This window comes from Colwellia sp. Bg11-12 (genome assembly GCF_014076955.1).
GTDB lineage: Bacteria > Pseudomonadota > Gammaproteobacteria > Enterobacterales > Alteromonadaceae > Colwellia_A.
In genome coordinates this window covers 33,816-55,541 of sequence record NZ_JACGUZ010000046.1, presented here as the reverse complement: position 1 = coordinate 55,541, position 21,726 = coordinate 33,816, and the positions used below count along the sequence as shown (strand labels likewise).

The window sequence follows — 21,726 nt, the reverse complement described above, 5'->3', positions numbered from 1 at the left end:
GCATGCCTGCCTCCATAAAAACGGCCCCTGCACTGATAAAGTTAAAGTTTCTAAAATATTCAACGTTATCAAGTGGGCTGTAAATAAAAACCTCATCCAATTTGAGGTCTTTTGCAATAGCGAGTAATCCTTTGACAACCTCTCGGTCGATGTTTCTTTTTCTAAAAGACATTAATACTGCTATACGGGATATTTCTCCGGTAGACAAGATCCGGCCCGTTGCAACGGGCTCTTGGGTAATATCATCACAAACTAAGACATGAAATGCATATTGATCTTTACGGTCAAACTCAATTTTACGTGGAATACGCCATTCACAAATGAAAACTTTTTCACGAACATCCCTTAACAATGATGCTGCTTGTTCCCAATTCACTCTACTGACACTAAACGACATTATAGCTATTCCACTTGTTCTTATTCTACATACCAAAGCCCCATATTAAGAACATTAGTCAATAATTTTTCATTTTTCAAATTTATAATTAAACTTTTTACTTTTTCTGTGGTCAAAGTTTCCTGCTTTGTTAAGCAAGTCGCTAATGCAATTGTTTCTTTATCAATTAAGAAGCTTTCGCCATTAATATATAAGTAGCTTTTTTCTGGTGATTCATCTCCTTGGCGAATAGGAATAATTAAGCTTTTTATACCTGAAACGGGTACTAAGGTATTTTCAGCTTCAGCCAGAATATCGCTAAGCTGTTCGCTATCGATAGGGGATACTGGCATTAATATTTCTAAGGCGTGGTGATTCTGGGTAAGATATTTCCCGATAAAAGGCGTAAATAAATTATCGTCGTCTAGTTGTGCTTGCATGAAAACCTTTAATTTTTCAATATCAGTTTGTTCAAGCTGTTCAGGTTGATGGGTTAATGAACGTTCTTTATCAGGAAAACGTGCTTCACCGAGGTTCTCATCGATTAATTTATCAGCAAAGGCTGACCAGAGTTCCTGATTATTGGGTGCCTGAAAGCCAATAGAAAAGTTCATTGAGTTCTCTATTGATACGCCGTTGTGTGGATGATTAGGGGGAATATAAAGTAAATCTCCAGCTTCCGTCACTTCGTCTATCACAGGCGTAAACGTTGAAACCTGTTTTAAATCAGGGTGTGGTATTAACAGCTGAAGTGAACTATCAGGTGCACCAACTTGCCAACGGCGCTTTCCTTCACCTTGAACAATAAAGACATCGTATTGGTCTAAATGAGCGCCGACACCCCCGTTGGGTGTTGAAAAACTCACCATCACATCGTCAATACGCCATTGAGGTAAAAAATCAACCGCAGCTAACAGTGATTGAGTATCTCGAGACCAATTGTTTACCGCCTGAACCAGTAGGGTCCAATTTTCTTCGCCAAATTTATCGAATGATTTAAAAGGGCCATGTTCTACTTGCCACTCGTTATTATTACAGGCAATAATTCGTGATTCTATTTCGCTTTCCATCGCTAAACCCGCAAGCTCATTAGCATCGATAGGATCGGTAAAATCTTTAAATGCGCCTTTTATTAATAAAGGTTTTTTTTGCCAATAGTCTTTTAAAAATTGCTCAGGCGTTAGGTCGCCCCAATGAATCTTTTGCATGATGTTGTTACTCTCTTTATTAATACCGTTCATCGACGTGCATGGATACACTAATGTCTTGAAAGCCAGGATGTCTGAGAAAGGCCTGAACATATACGTTCAATGGTATCGACGCACATGGATGTGCTAATTTCTCAAAGGCATGGACGCCTAGGAGCGACCATTCCACCACGTTATACCGTTCATCCTGAACATATACGTTCAATGGCATCCATGCCACCACGTTATACCGTTCATCCTGAACATAAAAAGGAACCGCGAGGTTCCTTTTTATTAGCATAAGTCTACATAAAATTAATCTAATTCGTTAATAAATTCTACTGCACGGCCAATATAGCTCGCGGGTGTCATTTCACATAACTGTGCTTTAGCGGCATCAGGTAGTTCAAGCGTCATAATGAAAGCACGCATTGAGTCGCCATTGACACGCTTACCACGTGTTAACTCTTTTAATTTTTCGTATGGCTTTTCAATACCGTAACGGCGCATCACCGTTTGGACAGGCTCAGCTAAAACTTCCCAGTTACTGTCTAACTCAGCGGCAAGGTTCGCTTCGTTTACTTGTAGCTTACTTATGCCTTTTAACGTTGCGCCGTAAGCTATCATCGCATGAGCAAAACCAACGCCTAAATTACGTAAAACGGTAGAATCTGTTAAATCACGTTGCCAGCGAGAAATAGGTAATTTCTGTGCTAGATGAGTAAATAATGCGTTAGCAATACCTAAGTTACCTTCAGAGTTTTCAAAATCAATAGGGTTAACTTTATGTGGCATTGTTGAAGAGCCAATTTCACCGGCAATTGTTTTTTGCTTAAAGTGACCCATTGCAATGTAACCCCAAATATCACGATCAAAATCGATTAATATGGTGTTAAAACGTGCAATTGCGTCGAATAACTCAGCAATATAATCATGCGGCTCAATTTGAGTGGTAAAGGGGTTAAATGATAAACCTAATGAAGTAACAAATTCATTAGCAAATTCATGCCAATTAACTTCAGGGTAAGCGGATAAATGCGCATTGTAGTTACCCACTGCACCGTTAATCTTACCTAATAATTCAACATCAGCAATTTGGGCACGTTGACGTTTAAGACGAATATAAACGTTGGCCATTTCTTTACCCAAGGTACTAGGCGAAGCAGGTTGACCATGGGTACGACACATCATTGGAATGGTTTTGTATTCAATCGCTAATGCTTTAATCGCTGCTAATATTTTATCCATTTCTGGTAATAAAACGTCAGTACGACAGTCATTGAGCATTAAACCGTGTGAAAGGTTGTTAATATCTTCTGAGGTACAAGCAAAGTGAATAAATTCAGTCACCGCGTTTAATTCAGCATTATCAGCAATTTTTTCTTTTAAAAAGTACTCAACCGCTTTTACATCATGATTAGTGGTTGCTTCAATATCTTTAATACGCTGAGCATCTTCTTCATTAAAGCGGTCAACAATCGCATTCAATGTTGCTGTGGCATCTGAGCTAAAAGCAGGAACCTCTGCAATTTCTGCGGTGGCTGCAAGTTTTTGTAACCAACGTACTTCAACGGTAACACGGTATTTTATTAAACCAAATTCACTGAATATAGGGCGTAATGACTTAACTTTGCTGCCATAACGACCATCTACTGGAGATATTGCACTTAATGCTGAAAGTTCCATAGGGTTTTCCTAATGTTTAAAGTAAGGTTAAAAACTAATTTGAATTTGTTTAACAAGTTTTGAGTAATTGCTCTGCACACTCAACTATTTTTGAACGTGAAAATATGATACTGCGGCGTTGTCCGCCAACTTGTCGCCATAATACACTCGAACGAATACCCGCTAATAAAAGCGCACGTATTTTATGTTGATTGACGGTTTGTTTTAATATCGTAGGATCGCCTGCTACTTGTATTGGCGTTCCAAGTGGACTGATTAAATCGCTATAAATCGAGGCTAAGCTTGAAACAAGTGTTTCACTGATAATATCGTAATGCGCTAATTGTCGTTGGCTTTGGGTAATACGTTCACCAAGTGCGTTCATCTTATCTTTATGTTTACTTAAACGGCGCTCTAAACCCAGTAAGCTCACCACATAACGGGTGATCTCAGGGTCTTTGTTTGTTGACTTATTACCTAAATGGTTGACTAACGTGGTTAACCCTGTTTTTAAATGGCTAATTTCACCACCATAAACTTCCATGGTATTTTCTGGAGAGGTGATCATTACGCTATTAAGTAACAAAGCGAGTTCGTCTTCGTCTATTTGCCCACTGCGTGATATTTTTTGTACCCAATAAGCCACTTGGCAAACGGCGGCAAGTGTTAAGGTTTGTTCATTTATGCTGTTCATAACTATTTAGTGCTCAACTATTTTATAACGTTCACTTAACGAATAAGTGTGTTGATGATACCACCACCAAGACAAATATTATCTTGGTAAAAAACCACGGATTGGCCAGGCGTCACTGAACTTTGGGGTTCATCAAACATCACTAGATATTCGCCATCGCTCATCGGCGAAAGATGGCAGGGCACATCATCTTGGCGATAGCGTGTTTTAACCGTGCATTTTACTGGCGCATCAAGAGGTTTACGATTAACTAAATGTAACTGATTACCGATTAAACCCTTAGAAAATAAACGAGGGTGGTTATGACCTTGACCGACAATTAACACATTGCGCAGTAAGTCTTTTTCAACCACATACCAAGGCTCTTCACCCGCATTCGCTAAACCGCCAATGCGCAGACCTTTGCGTTGACCCAGTGTGTGATACATTAATCCGTCGTGCTCGCCAATAACGTCACCTTCGGCGGATTCAATTTTTCCTGGCTGTGCGGGTAAATATTGTCCTAGAAAATCTTTAAATTTTCGTTCGCCAATAAAACAAATACCGGTACTGTCTTTTTTATTATGGGTAATTAAATCAGCTTGTTCAGCAATTGCACGTACCGCTGGCTTTTCAATATTGCCAACGGGAAATAAAGTACGTCCGACTTGTTCGTCGCTTAGCGTGTATAAAAAATAACTTTGATCTTTATTACTGTCTAAACCGCGTAACATCGCCCATTGCCCATCAATAAATTCACGTTGAACGTAATGACCTGTCGCAATATAGTCAGCGTCTAAGTCTTCACAAGCAAACTCTAAAAAGGCTTTAAACTTGATTTCTTTGTTACACATAATATCGGGGTTAGGGGTACGGCCCGCTTTATATTCGGCCAAGAAATATTCGAAGACATTGTTCCAATATTCGGTAGCGAAATTGATGGTGTGTAGTTTTATACCGAGCTTGTCGCAAACAAGTTGCGCATCTTCTAAGTCTTGTGCAGCAGCACAGTATTCATCGGTATCGTCTTCTTCCCAGTTTTTCATGAACAGGCCTTCAACTTGATAACCTTGTTCAATCAATAAGTGTGCAGAAACAGAGGAGTCAACACCGCCAGACATTCCAACAATAACTTTTGTGTCGCATGGTGCTTTGGTTTTAGGCGCAGAGTTTTGGCTTTCAGCGCTCGATGATACTTGTGATGACATTAAAACTACAAATCTAAGGAAAAAGGCGAAAAATTATAGCATGCCAAGATTTAGCGGCATAGATTAAAGATTGGATTTTAATGAAGATAATGATATTTTTTTTCCACTTTTCAAAATGGATAAGTAATCTTCAATGCATTCTAAAACCAGTGTACTGCGTAATTGTGATGATTTTTCTCTTATTTCTTCAAAGGTTAACCAATGAGTGTCAATAATTTCATTATCTTGCGGGGAACTTTGCAGAAATTCATTAAGTTCGATAACAAAACAAAAACGCAGATAGTAAAGATTAATTTCTGCTCGGTGAAAGTAATAAATACCAGAAACGTAATTAGGTGTTAATGTTAATCCTGTTTCTTCGAGTACTTCTCGTTCAATAGCACTGATCAGGTTTTCATTAGCTTCTAGATGCCCAGCAGGCTGGTTAAAGACATTTTTACCGTTTTCAATTTCCTCAACAAGTAAGAATTTATTTTGATGAACAATAATAGCAGCGACTGTGGCGTTGGGTTTAAATTGACTTTCACCATGCGCGTTATTGATGCTATCAACGGTTAACGTCATTGTCTTATTCACCTTTAATTTGTTGGTAATGGCCATTTTCGATACCATTAAGGGTATATTTTCCTATGCTGTAACGAATAAGTCGTAGCGTTGGGAAACTAATAGCGGCAGTCATTCTGCGTACTTGTCTATTCTTTCCCTCAGTAATAGCAATGCTCAGCCAAGTGGTTGGAATACTCGCTCGTTCTCTAATCGGCGGGTTGCGTGGCCAAAGATCTGGCTCGGCGATTATTTTTACGTGTGCAGGTAAGGTTTTACCATCTTTTAATTCCACACCCTCTCGAAGCTTTTGTAAGTCTCCTTCTTGTGGAACTCCCTCTACTTGCGCCCAGTAGGTTTTTTTGGTTTTTTCTTTCGGGTTAGCCAGTTTATGTTGCAATTTACCATCGTTTGTTAGTAACAATAATCCTTCACTGTCACGGTCTAAACGGCCCGCTGCATAGACATCTTTTACCGGAATAAAGTCTTTCAACGTTTTACGCTGCTGGTCGTCAGTAAATTGTGAGAGCACATCAAACGGTTTATTAAAAAGTACCAAAACTCGATCGGCAGGAGCAGGGCGAGGTTTAATGTCTTTTAATGAACGACCCTTCGATAGTCGACGATTGGTTGAGTTTGACGCTTTTATCGTTTTAGTGAAATCAGTCACAGTTTATCCTTTTGAAATAATTCGATATGGGGGTAAAGAATCAAGTAATTGTTTACCGTATCGTTTGGTGACTAAACGTTTATCCATTAAGGTGATAATACCAGTATCTTTTTCATTGCGCAGTAAACGTCCTGTTGCTTGAATTAGTTTTTTTGATGTTTCTGGTACCGAAATTGACATAAAAGGATTCCCCCCTTTAGTGGTAATGTACTCAGCTTGGGCTTCTTCAACCGGAGAGGTAGGAACAGAAAAGGGTAATTTAGTAATAATTAAATTCGTTAAATATTTACCTGGTAAATCTAAACCTTCAGAAAAACTTTGCGTGCCAAAAATGATACTCACTTTATCTTCGTCGCAGCGTTTTCTATGGGCTTCAATAATATGCTGACGCGACTGTTCACCTTGTACTTGTATGTCCATTTTGTGTTGCTCTCGCAACGCTTTAGCCACTTGTTCCATTTGCCAGTACGAAGAAAATAGCACTAAACAGGCTTTTTCTTGCTTAATTAATGCAGGCAATTCAGTAATTAATTCATCAGTAAATTGTGGGCTACTGGGCTCATTTTTCATTTTAGCGATTACAAGTTGCGCATTATTTTGATAATCAAACGGAGAATCAACTTTTTGATATTGCGTGCCGTCATTCGTTTGTAAACCGACTTGACGACGAAAATGATCAAAGGAATTCAGTGCTAAAATGGTGGCTGAACATAAAACAGCTCCTTCACATTTTGACCAAAGAATATCTTCAAGCGTAAAACCAACTTCAATGGGAGAGGCCGACACTAAAAAATCACTGCGTTTTCCGGTTAGCTTCTCTAACCATCTCGCCATGGGAGCGCCTTTTTCATTGTCTGTTTTTGCATACATTTTCCAAAGCGAGTTGAAATTTTCTAAGCGTTGGATCATAAATCCCGCTTCAGCCAACAATGGCTCAGCTAAAAACATTTGGCAATCACCGTCTTTAACTGATTCCATCAGTAAATTGTAGAGTTTGTTGCAGTGGGCTAAACATTTTTTACTGAGCTCGGCTAAATCTTCAGCCCAATTTTTTAAATTTTGCGGAATGATGCCATTTTCAAAACGGTATAATGCTGCTTCGTCATCACGGGAAAAACGGCTATTCTCTTTAGCTTTTTCATTAAAATATAACGCCTGATTATTTTCGATAAAACTGGATACCTTTTGCATTTCCATTAATAAATCTTGGCAATCGTCACCTAATTTCAAAGAAGGTGAAATGGCTGAATTCGACTTAATGAGCTTAGCCATTTTATCGCCAGTTTCTTTTAACTTGGTTAGCCAGTCAATGGCGCCTTTAATCGTAACATTGGCACTTGAATGATCTCGAGTTACCTTGGGCAAATGATGCGCTTCGTCAATAATATAAAAAGTGTCTTCTGGCGACGGTAAAATAACGCCACCACCAAGCTCTAAATCAGCGAGTAATAAACTATGGTTAATCACCAACACATCGGCTGAATCCATGGTTTCTCGCGCTTTATGAAAAGGGCAATGAGTGTGTTCAGCTAAATGCTTTAAACAGCTATGTTTGTCACATTGAATTTGTTGCCATAAATGATGGGGCACCGGATCTGCCCAAGAATCAAGATCGCCTTGCCATTTGTTATCCGTTAACGCTTTATGCAAATGATGTAATAACTTTATATCGGTGGCATTGGGTTTTTGCGCAAAGGTGAAGCCGGCTTGTGGTGAATCATCTTGACTCACTGCAAGGGCTAGCTTTTGACGACAAACATAGCGTTGGCGACCTTTGACTAAGGTAAAGTTAAAGTCCAGACCTGAGTGCTTTTTTAAGAAAGGTAAATCTTTGTCAACTAACTGCTCTTGTAAGGCGACGGTAGCGGTAGAAATACAGACCTTTTTTTGGCGTGACATCGCTAACGGAATAGCGCCTAATGAGTACGCTAAAGATTTACCAGTACCGGTGCCTGCCTCAATGGTAATAATTTTTCGCGTTTTGTCGTATTCACCCGCTAATGTTTTAGCTATCTCGGCAATTAAAAAAGTTTGCTGTTTTCTCGGATGAAAATTTTCTAGATTTTCACCGATGGTTTTATACGACGTGCGAATTGCTTCTTTTATTTTATCGCTTAGCATGCTGGTAGCCATTTAGGGTTCATTGGTTGGTATACTCATCCTACTTATGTCTGCTGAATCTTGTATCTTCAAATAGTATGGGTATATACTGCTGTATATATTAACAGTTTATCGTTTTACGCCACGAATTAAAATAATTAATGTCATTAACTGCAGAAAAATTAACGCCTCGCTCGAATTATGGTTTTTTATTAACCCGCCAAGCCTATGATACCAAGCAGGGTATAGAATTGTCGCTATGGGTTAAAACGTTACAAGGTGCTGTTAATGTTATTGTACAGCATCAGCAAGCGTTATTTTTTGTTGAGCAAACTCAACAAGAGCAAGCACAAATACTCTTATCAACAAAAAGAATAGCCACAGCGAAAGTTAGCCCTCTTGCCCTTAAAACATTTAATCAGCAATTGGTCAGCGGTTTTTACTTTTCAACGATACGTGAGTTTTATCGGGCGCGCGATATATTAAAACAACATAACATTAAATGTTATGAAGACGATTTTCGCCCCGATGAACGTTTTTTAATGGAGCGTTTTATTACCTCAGGTATTGAATTTATTACCCAAGTAAACGTTAAACCTATCACGCTGCCAACATTGGGCCATCAAAAAAGTAATTTTCCTACCTTTCACAGCGATAAATGTCGCGCAACGGATAAAACTCAGTCACTTGATGATATTGCGTTAACCATGGTATCTATCGATATCGAGTGTTCCATGGCAGGAGAGCTTTATTCTATTGGATTACACTCTCATAAAATGTCTGATGGAAAGCCGATAAAGTGTGTTTTGATGATCGGTGATCACAATAATGTCTTAGCAAAAAAAAAGCAGTCAAAATTATCTGATGAAGAAGCCCGCGAGATCGCTGAGCACATCGTTTGGGTCGACAATGAGCAAGCGCTTTTAACGGCACTGATCGCTTGGGTAAAGGCTCACGACCCTGATATCTTTATTGGCTGGAACGTCATTAATTTCGATTTTAATTTATTACAAAAACGTTGTGACATCCACAATATTGCCTTTAATATTGGCCGTAATTACCAGTCGCCACGCTGGCGTACCCGATCTGCTGGGGGGAGCCAAAATGAACAAAAATTTATTGATGTCGCTGGCAGAGTGGTACTTGATGGAATCGATTTATTAAAAAATGCGACTTATAATTTCCCAAGCTTTTCCCTTGATTTTGTTGCAAATGCATTATTAGGAAAAGGGAAAAAGGTCGATGATGTAGACAACAGAATGCAAGAAATCAACAACAATTTTGCTCATGACAAACTCGCCTTAGCCGCTTATAACCTTGAAGATTGCCATTTAGTTACGCTTATTTTTGAGCAGTCCTTATTACTCGAGTTTACCCGTTTAAGAGCAAAACTAACGGGATTATCAATAGACAGAATTGGTGGTTCGGTTGCTGCCTTTACCAATTTATATTTACCTAAACTTCATCGTAGTGGTTATATTGCGCCCAATATGGGTGATGGTTTACAAGGGTTAGTTTCTCCGGGTGGTTATGTGATGGATTCCATTCCAGGGTTATATAAAAATGTGCTCGTACTTGATTTTAAAAGTCTTTACCCCTCTATTATTCGAAGCTTTAATATTGATCCTATGGGCTTAATTGAAGGGCTAAAATCACCCGAAAACAGCATTAAAGGTTTTGATGGCGCTTATTTTTCTAGAGATAAACACTTCTTACCTGACATTATTAATGAGCTTTGGCTAGAGCGAGATATCGCTAAAAAAGATAACAATGCCGCATTGTCGCAAGCAATAAAAATTATTATGAATTCGTTTTATGGTGTGCTGGGTTCAACAGGATGCAGGTTCTTTGATCCCCGTCTATCGGGTTCTATTACTAAACGGAGCCATGAGTTATTAATTACCACCAAGATGTGGTTAGAAAACGATGGCTATCAGGTTATTTATGGCGATACCGACTCTATTTTTGTCAGTGTTGACGATGACTTTAGTCATCAACAATGCCAAAAGTTGGGTAAAGCGCTACAAAATAATATTAATGTTCGGTGGCAAGCAACGCTCAAAGAAGAGTTTTCAATAGAAAGCCAACTTGAAATTGAGTTTGAAACACATTTTAGTCAATTCTTAATGCCAACAATCAGAGGGCAAGATGTTGGTACTAAAAAACGTTATGCGGGGATCGTAGAAAAAAAGGGCAAGTCTGAACTTATTTTTAAAGGTTTAGAGAGTGTTCGCACCGACTGGACAGAATTGGCAAAAACTTTTCAACGAGAGTTGTATTTAAAAATATTTAACGGCGAACCTTTTGCCGACTATGTCCGCAGTATTGTTGCTCAAACCTCTGCAGGGCAATTAGATCACTTACTGGTTTATCGTAAGCGTATTCGCCGGCAATTAGATCACTATGTTAAAAACGTGCCTCCTCATGTCAAAGCTGCACGTTTAGCTGATGACATTAATAAAATAAACAATCAGCCGTTAAAGTATCAGCAACGCGGTTGGATAGAATATTTCATTACGACGTCTGGTCCGCAAGCAAAAGGTTATGTCAAAGCGCCCTTAGATTACCAGTTTTACATTGACCGACAATTAGCGACTGTTGCCGATGCTATTCTACCTTTTGTTGGCAGCAGTTTCGAAAAGCTAACCAGTGATCAAATGAACTTATTTCAATAAGTTTATTGCTGTAATTATTGTAAATAAATCGTGCATCATGCTTGGAAAGATCATAAGGTAACTTTATTAAGTTAGCTATTTAGATGGCTAAATGAATTTTATGCTTTAGGATGAAAAATCATGATCAACGATACCAAAATAGTCAATGCTGGACGAAAATCAAAATGGACACGTGGCGTTGTTAATCCCCCGGTAGAACGTGCATCAACCGTTGTTTTTAATACGGTTAAAGAAATGAATCACGCAACTGCTAACCGTGGCAATCAGGTGCTTTTCTACGGACGAAGAGGCACCTCAACCGCTTTTGCTTTCGCAGATGCAATGACTGATCTTGAAGGTGGTGCAGGTTGTGCTATTTATCCTTCAGGTACAGCGGCAATTACCAATGCCATTCTTTCGTTTGTAAAAACGGGTGATCATATTTTAATGGTTGATACCGCTTATGAACCAACACGCGATTTTTGCGACAATATATTGGTTAACATTGGCGTAGAAACCACTTATTACGATCCCACTATTGGTAAAAATATAGACACACTTATCAAAGATAACACCCGACTTATTTTCTTAGAATCACCTGGCTCTATTACTATGGAAGTGCAAGATGTTCCTGGTATTGCTGAAGTTGCTCACCAGCATGGCTGTATTGTTATGCTCGACAATACTTGGGCCGCGGGGGTTAACTTTCAACCTTTTGACTACGGTGTTGATATTTCAATTCAAGCCGCAACTAAATATATCGTCGGTCATTCTGACGTTATGTTAGGCACGGCAACGGCGACAGAAGAGTACTGGCCACAATTACGTGAAAATAGCTATTTAATGGGGCAATGTACGTCGCCTGACGATTTATATTTAGCGATGCGTGGTATTCGCACCTTAGGTGTTCGTTTAAAACAACACCAAGCCAGTGCCCTAAAAGTGGCTAATTGGCTGGCAACACGCGATGAAGTTGATGTAATTCTTCATCCTGCTTTTGAATCATGTCCGGGCCATGAATATTTTAAGCGTGACTTTACGGGCGCTAACGGTTTGTTTTCTTTTGTGTTAACGCGTGGTGATAAGCGGTCACTTAATGCCTTACTCGATGGTATGGAACATTTTAAAATGGGCTATTCTTGGGGAGGTTTTGAAAGTTTGATTTTGGGTAATACTAATGTTGGACGCATACGCACAGCAACTCAGTGGCATTATGAGTACCCATTAATTCGTTTGCATATAGGCTTGGAAGATGTTGATGACTTAATTGCCGACCTTGCTAGAGGTTTTGATAGATTAAATGCGGCGTTGGAAATATCATCGTCTAGCTGATGTCGTTAAGGGTATTTACGGTTAAGTAAATACCCTTGTGAGTTATTGTCTTGATACGACTATCGAGCCGTAATTATTAGACTATTATTCAAGGTAAGGGGCAAATATCTGCTTCTATTTTTTGATAATAATCAGCGGTTAAACCAAGTAATTGTGGCACTGTTGCTGAAATTGCAATCGAAGAGAAAGTACCCACTAAAACGCCGGTGAATAGTGATATAGAAAAACCTGCTAAAGACTCTCCTGCAAACCCCCATATGGCAATAATAGTCGCTAATGTCGTTCCTGAGGTGATCATTGTTCTTACTAAAGTTGATTTAATGGCTTGATTGATCACGTCATCTATATTTGCATGACTATTTGATTTCATTATTTCTCTTATTTTGTCACCGACAATAATTGAGTCGTTTAATGAGTAGCCAATAATGGCTAACAAACTGGCTAAAATTGTTAAATCAAAGGATAAGCCAAACCATGCAAATAACCCGAGTACGATAAGTACATCATGAAAAAGAGCAATAACAGCACCAGCGGCTAAACGCCACTCAAATCTAAAAGACAAATAGATTAAGATGACAATAATTGCGGTTAATAGCGCTAATCCACCTTGGTTAATTAATTCTTCACCGACTTGGCTTCCTATGTAAACGGCGTCTTGAGGCGTGATGTTTAATTGATTTTTGTCAGCAAAATCAGTTAGCCATTCCTTACCTTGTAAACTGACGTTATTATCTGCTTGTTGAACACTCCAATGTGTTCCTTGTTCAGCAGAGGTTAATTTAAAGCTTTCAGGGAGATAAGCACTGAGTAAGGTCTTCATTTTTGTTTGGCTAAGGGAATTTTCCGTTGAAAATTCAGTAAGGTAACCGCCAGTAAAATCTAAACCAAGCGCTAAATTTTTGCTAAATAGACCAGAAAGTGCAATAACAATAAATATTGCTGCGCAATAAAAGCTGGCGATGCGAAAGTAGCTTAAAGTAAAGTATTTATTAAGTTTCATGGTACTCATACGTTAACTCCCAATAATTGTGTTTTATTTTTTTGAATAACCATGTTTGTTAATACCTTTGAAACAAAAACACCCGTAAACATACTGGTTAAAATCCCTAAGCATAAAATAAGTGCAAAACCTTTAACCGGACCATTTCCTATGGTGTACAAAATAATGCCAGTGATCATGGTGGTAATATTGGCATCAAGAATTGTTGAAAAAGCACTTTTATAACCTTGTTCAATGGCTGACAACACTTTATGGCCGCGCTTTAATTCTTCTTTTATCCGCTCAAAGATAAGGACATTGGTATCAACAGCCATACCAACCGTTAACACTAAACCGGCAATACCGGGTAAAGTCAGTACTGCACCAGGCAGTAACGACATCAACCCAAGTAAGCTGATCAAATTCAATGTTAGTGCTATATTTGCAATGACTCCTAAAGAACGATACCAAAAAACCATAAATAACAAGGTTATACTAATACCTACGCTAAGGGCTTTAATACCATTTTTGATGTTATTTTCACCGAGTGACGCCTCAATGGTGCGTTGTTTTACTATAGTGACTGGCGCTGTTAGCGAACCTGCTCGCAATAATAATGACAGTTCTTGTGCAGCCTGTTGGCTTGACATGTTAGTGATACTAAATATAGAGCCAAGGTGTTGTTGGATTGTAGCGACGTTAATGACTTTACTTTTTTTGACCATTTGATTTTCAGCATTTCGATAAAATTCAGAAAATACCGTTACCATAGTATTACCGATATTTTGCTTAGAAAATTGCGACATCTTCTTACCACCGATAGCATCTAGGGTAAGATTGACTAAAGGCATGCTCATTTGATCTTGTCCTGCTCGTGCATCTTTAATATTGCTGCCTGAAAAAACCACCTGGCTGTTTAAGGTGAGTGTTCTGCCATGTTCATCTGACATGCGCAATATACCTGCTGCCTTTGAGTTTTCTGCAAGCTGATAAAAATCGAGTGAAGCTGTGGCACCTATGATACGTTTTGCTTCTTTGGGATCATGAACACCAGGCAATTCAATGCGAATATGATTTTTTCCCTGTTGCTGTGTTACCGCTTCAGTTATCCCTAGCTCTGCTATTCTTCCTCGCATTGTTTTTAATGTTTGCTGCATGGTTTCTTGACGAAATTGAGCTGCTATTTTTGAGGAGTATGACAACGTCACTTGGTTATGCTGATCTTTTTGCTGGGATAATTCAGGATATATTGCTTTTAGTTTGCTAAAAAGTGTATCAACTTTACTCTTCGCTACGTTAGGAAAGCTGACAGAAAGGTTTTGTTGATGTGCTTCAGCAAATTGGCTTGCCTTGCTTTGAATGACATTAACCCCTCGAATACGTGCTTCCATGGCAAGTGTTTTTATCGCTAATGCGATGTTTTTTAAACGATCAAATAAGGCTTGTTTTGTATCAACATCAAGCACAAATAATACCCCGCCACTTAAATCTAAGCCTAATTTTATTGGCTTAGCATTAAGTGACTCCAGCCATGAGGGTAAGCTATTTACCTTGTTAATTTCAATAAGGTAGTCATCTTTTAACTTATTATATAACAGTGAGTTAATTGATTTTATATCGGATTTGTTACCGTATGTAATTGTTGTTTTTTCTCTAGTAACATGAATTTCATCAACAGATAAACTCTGCTGATTGAATAAGTCTTTAAGTTCTGTTGTGGTTATTTGTTGAACACTTGAATTAATAGGCAAGAGTTCAATTTTTACTTTATCGACATATAGATTCGGTAAGGCACTGACTAATAGGAAAAGTAAGGTGAATAATATTAATAGATTTTGCCATTTAAAATAACGATATGGCTTTTTCATCGGTGAGTTCATCATAAAATCTCGTAAATTCTTGTTGCCTTCGCGTTCTAAATTTTAGAAAAGGGCATACAACAAGGGCCACGGTTAAAAAGTGGCAGAAAAAAGGAAAAAGATTGTTTAGTAATTGTTAGATGATGAATCTATGAATGGTAGGTTATGCTTGCTGTGTATAAACTATTGCCATCTTTCCAACCTGCAAGTCGATTAGAACTTGTGCGATGGCTAAGTTGCTCATACCAATTAATCTGCACAGGTGGATTAGCCAGATTTTTAAATAATCCAGCGGTGAGTTTAACTTTAAAAAACTCAATAACGAGCAGGTAGTTTGGTGTAGTCTGTATTTCGTTAGTAAATAATGATGAACAAATGCGATTTAATCGTGGCAAGTTGAATGATTGGTCAGGGGCATTTTCATCGACCAACAAGGTAAAGTCAGGGGATAAAGGAGAGTGACTTTTTTCAATCGTTAATGTAGTGGTAAAGGTTATTTTATTCGTAAAATTTTCAGCAGGCAAAGCATTAGCTGTAGAAGCTAAGACAAATAAAAACACTACTATCGAAAAATTTCGCCACATAATAAAATTAGATTGTTTGTTGTGCCTTTATTATAGGCAGATAAATATTGAGGTTTCAATGGCTGTATAAAATAAACTGGCAGGAGCTGCGCTAAAAGTAGGATGACAACAGCCATTATAAACCACTTTATGAATATATCGTTTTTAAGACATTTTCTATTGGTATTGTCTGTTTAACACTGATAAATTGTTGATGGGTTAACCATCTAGGAGTCTAGCCAGCGAGTTAGACGTACACAATGAAAATAATAAAATACTAATGTGTGCAATTACTGTCCAGTTTTAGTGTTGAAGTAAAGAGAAATGACTATGTTCTACCAAACCGACGACGTTCGCATTAACAAAATAAAAGAATTATTACCTCCTATCGCATTAATTGAGCGATTTCCTGCTTCTCAAGAAGCGTCTAAGTCGGTGTTTTCTGGGCGTAAAGCCATAAGTAAAATTTTTAATGATAAAGATGATCGCTTGCTCGTGGTGATTGGCCCATGTTCAATACATGATACTGAAGCCGCATTAGAATATGGTCAGCGATTAGTTAAATTACGTGAAAAGTATAAAGATACCCTTGAAATTGTCATGCGGGTTTATTTTGAGAAACCTCGCACAACAGTTGGGTGGAAAGGCTTAATTAATGACCCGTACATGGATAATACTTTTAAGCTTAATGACGGTCTTCGTATTGGCCGTAAATTATTACTCGATTTAAATGATATGGGTATGCCTACAGCGGGTGAGTTTTTAGACATGATAACGCCACAATATATGGCTGATTTTATGTGTTGGGGAGCAATTGGCGCCCGTACTACGGAAAGCCAAGTGCACAGAGAACTCGCTTCAGGCTTGTCTTGCCCGGTTGGTTTTAAAAATGGCACTGACGGCACAATTAAAGTCGCTATAGATGCTATTGGCGCGGCAAGTGCTTCTCATCATTTCTTGTCGGTGACCAAATATGGCCATTCTGCTATTGTGCAGACAACGGGTAATAAAGATTGTCATATTATTTTACGTGGTGGTAAAACGACAAATTTTGATGCTGACAGTGTAAAAGTCGTGACAGAGCAGTTAGAGAAGTCTTCACTTAATACTAAAATCATGATCGATTTTAGTCATGCTAACAGTAGTAAGAAATTTAAAAATCAAATGCTAGTCTGCGATGATGTTTGTCAGCAAATCAGCGGTGGGAATCACAATATCTTTGGTGTGATGGTTGAAAGTCATTTAGTGGAAGGTCGCCAAGACCTCGTTGATGGTGAAGTCGCAACATACGGTCAAAGTATTACCGATGCTTGTATTGGCTGGACCGATACAGAATTACTGTTGGCTCAATTAAGTGAATCAGTTTCTATACGTAGAAAATAAGTTTATTGACTGTTTCATTTTAAGTAGCATAAAAAAAGCCAATCAATATTGATTGGCTTTTTATTTACAGAATAAACAGTCATGTCTTTGGCTGACGTATGGTGAAACAAAATAACACTCGCATTTTTTGGGCTGTGCATTTATGGTATTGCAAAATAATCATTAGCAGGCTTTCATTTGTTAAACATTCATAGACTTTCTATTCTCACTCAATTTGAACTGAACCGTATTTTTAAAACTAAAAATGGTTTAATTGCTTTAACAGCCTTTTGTGCTGTTTGGTTTGTTCTTTTATATTATGTGATCAGCTCAGCAACAGACATTGTTTTTTCGGATACTTTTAAAGTTGCTGCAAGTACTTTGTTTGGTTCTTTAGGGTTAAGTGCTTTATTAAAATGGCCCGTAGCGGAGTTTTCTATTTACTGGTTGGTGGCTGTTTATTCCTTTCCAATATTTACTTTACTGGTGACAAGTGATCAAACTTGCTCAGACAGGGCACGTGGTACTTTACGCTTCATCACATTAAGAGCGACACGCAGTGAAATACTGCTCGGGCGATTTTTAGGGCAATTCCTTATTCTTGTTAGCTTAATATTATTAACATTATTGGCCTGTGTCGCGTTAGCTGTCGCCCGAGATGGCACATTATTGTTCCCTGCGATAAAACAAGCTGCAGTACTGTTTGTCGAGTTATCTATTATTATTTTACCCTTTATTGCGCTTATGTCATTTTTTAACAGCATTTTATCCTCCGCTAAAATGAGCATTGTTGCAGGAATTTTGTTTTATACTCTTGGTGCGTTATTGATAGGCTTTATTCAATTCCAATTAAATAGCGGTCTTTTTCTTAATTTTATTTTTCCTGGTACACAAATTAGTCGCGTAGTTTCATTAGAAACTCTCGATTTTTATCATTATTTAATTCCTCTCTTTCAAACTGTTGTTTTGTTATTTGTTGCGGATAAACTATTAAAAAGGGCGTCAATATGAGTTTACTGAACAGCCAAACAGGTCCGTTAATTCAAGTTAACAACTTGTCAAAATCATTTGGCGATCATTTAGCGTTAGACAACGTGTCATTTAACATAGAAAAAGGGCAACCTATTGCATTGGTTGGCCCTAATGGCGCAGGTAAAACCACTTTATTCAGTCTATTATGTGGTTACTTATTGCCAAGTAGTGGCAGTATTACCATCGCAGGATTTAAAACAGGGGATGCAAACCTATTTGGCCGGTTGGCTGCGCTGCCACAAGATGCTCAGTTTGACCCGCGTTTTTCGATTGCTGAACAGTTAACGTTTTATGCACAACTGCAAGGCTTTAGCCGTAAAAAAGCGATAAAAGAAGCGCAAAGAACATTAGAACTGGTTGGCTTAGCGGATACTTTTAATGCAAAACCTGATGAATTATCACATGGTATGCGTAAACGTGTCGCTATTGCACAAGCCTTAATAGGTTCGCCAGACATTGTAATGTTAGATGAAGCCACGGCGGGTCTTGACCCGATAAATGCTCGAGAAGTGCGTGAGTTGGTTGCGTCTTTATCATCAGAGATTACGTTTATTTTGAGTTCTCATGATTTAAGTGAGCTAGAGCGGTTATGTAGCCAAGTTTTATATTTAGAAAAAGGACAGTTGCAACAACATCAGAACTTACAAAGTGAAGAAGAACAGCGTTATTTAACGATTAGAATGAGGCAGTCGTATGATGACTTTTTATCCTTAGTGGGCTCCATTGCTAATGTACAGCATATTGAACAGACGCAAAGTAATGAGTTTTTAATCACTAGCTCTGCTGTTGCGCTTGAAAGTGAACCGTTAGATCTACAAATACTTCAACTTTGCCATAAACAGCAATGGCAATATTCACAATTAACTAACGGTAAAACATTAGAAAACAGATTGTTCTAGTCTTTATCAGCAGGAATAAACTCACCATCAAGGTCGACACGTTTTTGTGTTCGACCCTTGTTTTGTAAAAACAACCAGTCTAGGTAATCGTCTATCGGCATCGGCTTTGCGTAGTAATACCCTTGACCAATATCACAGCCAAAGCTGCGTAATGTATCTTCATCTGCTTGACTATTAATACCTTCAGCGACAACTTCTAAGCCTAAACCTTTTGCCATTTTAACCGTTGCTTCAGCAATAGTTTTCCGTTTATGGTCGTCATTAACATTTTCAACAAAGAGTCGGTCAACTTTAAGCTCTTGAAAGGGAAGATGGCTAATTTGTGCCATTGACGAATAACCTGTGCCGAAATCATCAATACTAATGGTAAAGCCTAAATCGCTTAATTTTTGAATTAATTCAAGAGATTGTTGATTATGGCTAATTGAAGCAGACTCGGTTAGCTCTAATATTATTTTTTCAGCTGGAACACCGCTTTCTTCAATAACTGTCAATGCATTAGTAAAAAAGTGTTCATGAGCAATATCTTTACCACTAATGTTAATAGACACCATATGATTATTATTTGCTAATATTTGTTGGTGTTGTGCTAAAGAGCGTTTAATGACCCATAACGTAAGTTGGTTAATAAGCCCCAAATCTTCAGCTAAGGGGATAAAGACAACGGGAGAAATAAACCCTTCACTGTTATGATTCCAACGAATTAAACACTCGCTACTACACACTCGTAAGGTTTTTAAATCAATTTGTGGCTGATGATATATTTCCAATGTATCTTTTTCGATAGCCTCTTTTAAATCAGTCGCTAACTTAAGTAAATAGCTAGTTTGATCTGATTTTTCACTTTGATAGTAAGCCCAACGGCCATAGACGTGTTGGGCATCATTAACGGCTAATAAAGCATGATTAATTAATAAATAATTAGCGTCGCCATGCTCTGGGTAATTAGCAATACCGATGACAGCGGATAAAGGCAGTTTAAGATCATCAATCTGGAATGTTTCTGAGATAAGCTGTTGTATTGATTTTATCAGTACGGATAAATCTTGCGTATCCTTCTTTTTATTGACCACAATAGCCAAACAATTGTTTTCTAAGAAGCAAATTTTTTCGTTGTTAGAAGATAACGATACAATCGCATCATTATAAATGAACAATGAGCTTAAACGACGGCTTAAGCGTTTAAATAAAGCGGCGTTAGCTTTATCGTCTATATAAAGAGAGATCTGTTCAATATGCTCAGGTTTAATGACTAAGACACAAAAATCGTTATTCCCAGATAATTGCAATTTATTCATCGCAGTTTCAAGCATTGATTTACGAGGGAGTTGAGTAAACTCGTGATAACAGATGTTATGAATTCTATCTTGTTCATTTCTGCGCATGCGTTCAGCAAGTGCAAAAGCCATGAAGGTGATTTCGATCATTACCGCAAACAAAAACGCATTTCGCGTTAAAAATGTTGAATCAATATAGTTTAATAATACTAAGGGTTGGATTGCTGCTCCCGCTAGAAAAGGTATCCATGAAATAAAATAGAATCGGGCCCAAGCAAAATCTTTAGAGAGTCTTTTGAAAATAATAAATAATGAAAATAGAAAAAATAGAGGTTGAATTGAAAAGAAGAGTTTAGTTTGAGTTGTCTGGTCTAAAGACAGGGAATACAGAGCAACCAGCATTAACAATATGCTTGAGGTAATACCTATTTTATAAAGATTATTATTAACTTGGTCATAGCGTAAAAAAAATAACGAAAATAATAATAAGAAAAACACCAGAGCATAATGTGTAAATAAGACATATTCATGAATAAAGTATTGAAATTCTTTTGAGAATATTAGATAGCCATAACCTGTAACGCCAGCTAAAACTATAAAAGAAGATAACAAATAGCCGATATAAACGAGGTAAACTTTATCTTTTGTCGCAAAGTATAAAACAAAGTTATAGGTTGCCATCAACAAAATAATACCAATGAAAATACCATAGACAATTTGTGTGTAATCAATTCTCTTACCAAAATCCTCTTTGTTATAAACAACTAATGGTACATTTGGTGGGCCATTACTTTTTACATGGGCAATAAGTTGTACCGTGCTATTGGCGAGTAGGTCAAAACTTACATGGGGAAACACGTCCAATAACTTTACGCGTTTACGTGTTGGCTTTTGCTGTGTGATCGCGGTGATATTTTCGAGATTTACATTCACTTTGTAAACATCAAAAAATGCCAACATACTGTTATCTGCATGTAAAACAAGATTTTGATTGCTTAGGCTATTATTACTCATATTAATTTTTATCCAATATGATTGATGACCTAAATCATAAGGAATGTCGTTAGCTAATGAAGGGATAAATAAAGCAGCAGAATCTTTTTGATTAACAAGTGTATTAATATCTAAATTGTTCTCATGATCAACATAATAACTAAACTCACTACTGATTAAAGAAGAGTCGTCACGCAGAGCAAGTTCATCAATATTACTGATAAATGCCCACACACTATTAAAAATAAAAATTAACGCTAGAGAAATCATAAAGATAAAAGTTAATCTAGTTATTTTATAAATACTTGAAGGTAATTTGATCATAAGAATAATGTAAGAATAGCGACAAAAAAA

18 protein-coding genes are annotated in these 21,726 nt (G+C 37.8%); 6 read left to right on the top strand and 12 right to left on the bottom strand.

From position 1 onward, the window contains the following. Positions 1-397 (bottom strand): GNAT family N-acetyltransferase (locus H4J39_RS01300; protein WP_182225634.1); only part of this gene is annotated, 397 nt, incomplete at its 3' end. A 20-nt stretch (positions 398-417) separates the two neighbouring features. Then, complete coding sequence (locus H4J39_RS01295; protein ID WP_182225633.1) at positions 418-1,584, bottom strand: cupin domain-containing protein; 1,167 nt, start codon at positions 1,582-1,584, stop codon at positions 418-420. A gap of 117 nt (positions 1,585-1,701) precedes the next feature. Here H4J39_RS01295 and H4J39_RS01290 point away from each other — a divergent pair, with 117 nt between their 5' ends. Further along, the gene (locus H4J39_RS01290) at positions 1,702-1,866 is read left to right on the top strand and encodes a hypothetical protein (protein WP_182225632.1); all 165 of its coding nucleotides are present in this window, start codon (positions 1,702-1,704) and stop codon (positions 1,864-1,866) included. A gap of 12 nt (positions 1,867-1,878) precedes the next feature. On the opposite strand, the gene purB is transcribed toward H4J39_RS01290, so the two are convergent. From purB to dinG, 6 genes are all read right to left on the bottom strand, one after another. Continuing rightward, positions 1,879-3,249: an adenylosuccinate lyase gene (gene purB / locus H4J39_RS01285; protein WP_182225631.1), complete on the bottom strand. Its 1,371-nt coding sequence runs from the start codon at positions 3,247-3,249 to the stop codon at positions 1,879-1,881. A 49-nt stretch (positions 3,250-3,298) separates the two neighbouring features. Further along, positions 3,299-3,922, bottom strand: coding sequence for a high frequency lysogenization protein HflD (gene hflD / locus H4J39_RS01280; protein WP_182225630.1), 624 nt, complete (start codon positions 3,920-3,922; stop codon positions 3,299-3,301). Between the two features lie 35 nt (positions 3,923-3,957). Beyond that, positions 3,958-5,109 (bottom strand): tRNA 2-thiouridine(34) synthase MnmA, encoded by a 1,152-nt coding sequence (mnmA, locus tag H4J39_RS01275; protein WP_182225629.1) that lies wholly within the window; start codon positions 5,107-5,109, stop codon positions 3,958-3,960. 63 nt (positions 5,110-5,172) lie between these two features. Then, on the bottom strand, positions 5,173-5,673 hold the full coding sequence (locus H4J39_RS01270) for an NUDIX hydrolase (protein WP_182225628.1): 501 nt from the start codon (positions 5,671-5,673) through the stop codon (positions 5,173-5,175). A gap of 4 nt (positions 5,674-5,677) precedes the next feature. Continuing rightward, positions 5,678-6,301: a pseudouridine synthase gene (locus tag H4J39_RS01265; RefSeq protein WP_182225638.1), complete on the bottom strand. Its 624-nt coding sequence runs from the start codon at positions 6,299-6,301 to the stop codon at positions 5,678-5,680. Positions 6,302-6,325: 24 nt separating this feature from the next. Next, on the bottom strand, positions 6,326-8,443 hold the full coding sequence (dinG, locus tag H4J39_RS01260) for an ATP-dependent DNA helicase DinG (RefSeq protein ID WP_182225637.1): 2,118 nt from the start codon (positions 8,441-8,443) through the stop codon (positions 6,326-6,328). Between the two features lie 140 nt (positions 8,444-8,583). On the opposite strand from dinG, the gene H4J39_RS01255 reads away from it, so the two are divergent. Together H4J39_RS01255 and H4J39_RS01250 are read left to right on the top strand one after the other, a co-directional pair. After that, entirely contained in the window at positions 8,584-11,097 is a 2,514-nt protein-coding gene (locus tag H4J39_RS01255; RefSeq protein ID WP_182225627.1) for a DNA polymerase II, read from the top strand. A 120-nt stretch (positions 11,098-11,217) separates the two neighbouring features. Next, positions 11,218-12,408, top strand: a complete 1,191-nt coding sequence (locus H4J39_RS01250; RefSeq protein ID WP_182225626.1) for a cystathionine beta-lyase — start codon at positions 11,218-11,220, stop codon at positions 12,406-12,408. An 88-nt stretch (positions 12,409-12,496) separates the two neighbouring features. On the opposite strand, the gene secF is transcribed toward H4J39_RS01250, so the two are convergent. The 3 genes from secF to H4J39_RS01235 form a co-directional block, all read right to left on the bottom strand. Beyond that, on the bottom strand, positions 12,497-13,417 hold the full coding sequence (secF, locus tag H4J39_RS01245) for a protein translocase subunit SecF (protein ID WP_182225625.1): 921 nt from the start codon (positions 13,415-13,417) through the stop codon (positions 12,497-12,499). Beyond that, on the bottom strand, positions 13,414-15,267 hold the full coding sequence (secD, locus tag H4J39_RS01240) for a protein translocase subunit SecD (RefSeq protein WP_182225636.1): 1,854 nt from the start codon (positions 15,265-15,267) through the stop codon (positions 13,414-13,416). The genes secF and secD overlap by 4 nt, the downstream gene beginning before the upstream one ends. A gap of 128 nt (positions 15,268-15,395) precedes the next feature. Beyond that, positions 15,396-15,806 carry a hypothetical protein gene (locus H4J39_RS01235; RefSeq protein WP_182225624.1) on the bottom strand — a complete coding sequence of 137 codons (411 nt, stop codon included), beginning with the start codon at positions 15,804-15,806 and terminating at the stop codon, positions 15,396-15,398. 333 nt (positions 15,807-16,139) lie between these two features. Here H4J39_RS01235 and aroG point away from each other — a divergent pair, with 333 nt between their 5' ends. From aroG to H4J39_RS01220, 3 genes are all read left to right on the top strand, one after another. Beyond that, the gene (gene aroG / locus H4J39_RS01230) at positions 16,140-17,192 is read left to right on the top strand and encodes a 3-deoxy-7-phosphoheptulonate synthase AroG (protein ID WP_182225623.1); all 1,053 of its coding nucleotides are present in this window, start codon (positions 16,140-16,142) and stop codon (positions 17,190-17,192) included. A gap of 177 nt (positions 17,193-17,369) precedes the next feature. Continuing rightward, a complete protein-coding gene (locus H4J39_RS01225) occupies positions 17,370-18,182 on the top strand; it encodes a hypothetical protein (RefSeq protein WP_182225622.1) in 813 nt (270 codons plus the stop codon). After that, positions 18,179-19,102 carry an ABC transporter ATP-binding protein gene (locus H4J39_RS01220; RefSeq protein ID WP_182225621.1) on the top strand — a complete coding sequence of 308 codons (924 nt, stop codon included), beginning with the start codon at positions 18,179-18,181 and terminating at the stop codon, positions 19,100-19,102. Before H4J39_RS01225 ends, H4J39_RS01220 begins: the two co-directional genes overlap by 4 nt. Here H4J39_RS01220 and H4J39_RS01215 read toward each other — a convergent pair. Beyond that, positions 19,099-21,642: an EAL domain-containing protein gene (locus tag H4J39_RS01215; RefSeq protein ID WP_182225620.1), complete on the bottom strand. Its 2,544-nt coding sequence runs from the start codon at positions 21,640-21,642 to the stop codon at positions 19,099-19,101. The genes H4J39_RS01220 and H4J39_RS01215 overlap by 4 nt on opposite strands. Positions 21,643-21,726 lie beyond the last annotated feature (84 nt).